The sequence below is a fragment of the Shigella sp. FC1967 genome, assembly GCF_001743005.1.
Taxonomy (GTDB): Bacteria; Pseudomonadota; Gammaproteobacteria; order Enterobacterales; family Enterobacteriaceae; genus Proteus.
On record NZ_MIIZ01000359.1, the window covers coordinates 1 to 234 of the forward strand.

Below are 234 nucleotides of genomic sequence, written 5' to 3' on the forward strand. Positions count from 1 at the left end.
AAGACAATTGAAAATAACAGAGAATGAGATGTCTGAAAGATTAGGAATAAGTATATTACATTATTCTCAATTGGAAGATGGACATTTAAAAATAACAGTAGATCAATTGATTACTATTTCTTATATACTAGATGTAAGACAATTGAAAATAACAGAGAATGAGATGTCTGAAAGATTAGGAATAAGTATATTACATTATTCTCAATTGGAAGATGGACATTTAAAAATAACAGT

1 pseudogene is annotated in these 234 nt (G+C 25.6%); it reads left to right on the forward strand.

Annotated elements, in window-relative coordinates:
- Positions 1-234 (forward strand): annotated as a pseudogene (locus BHE89_RS24220) (hypothetical protein); the annotation flags it as partial.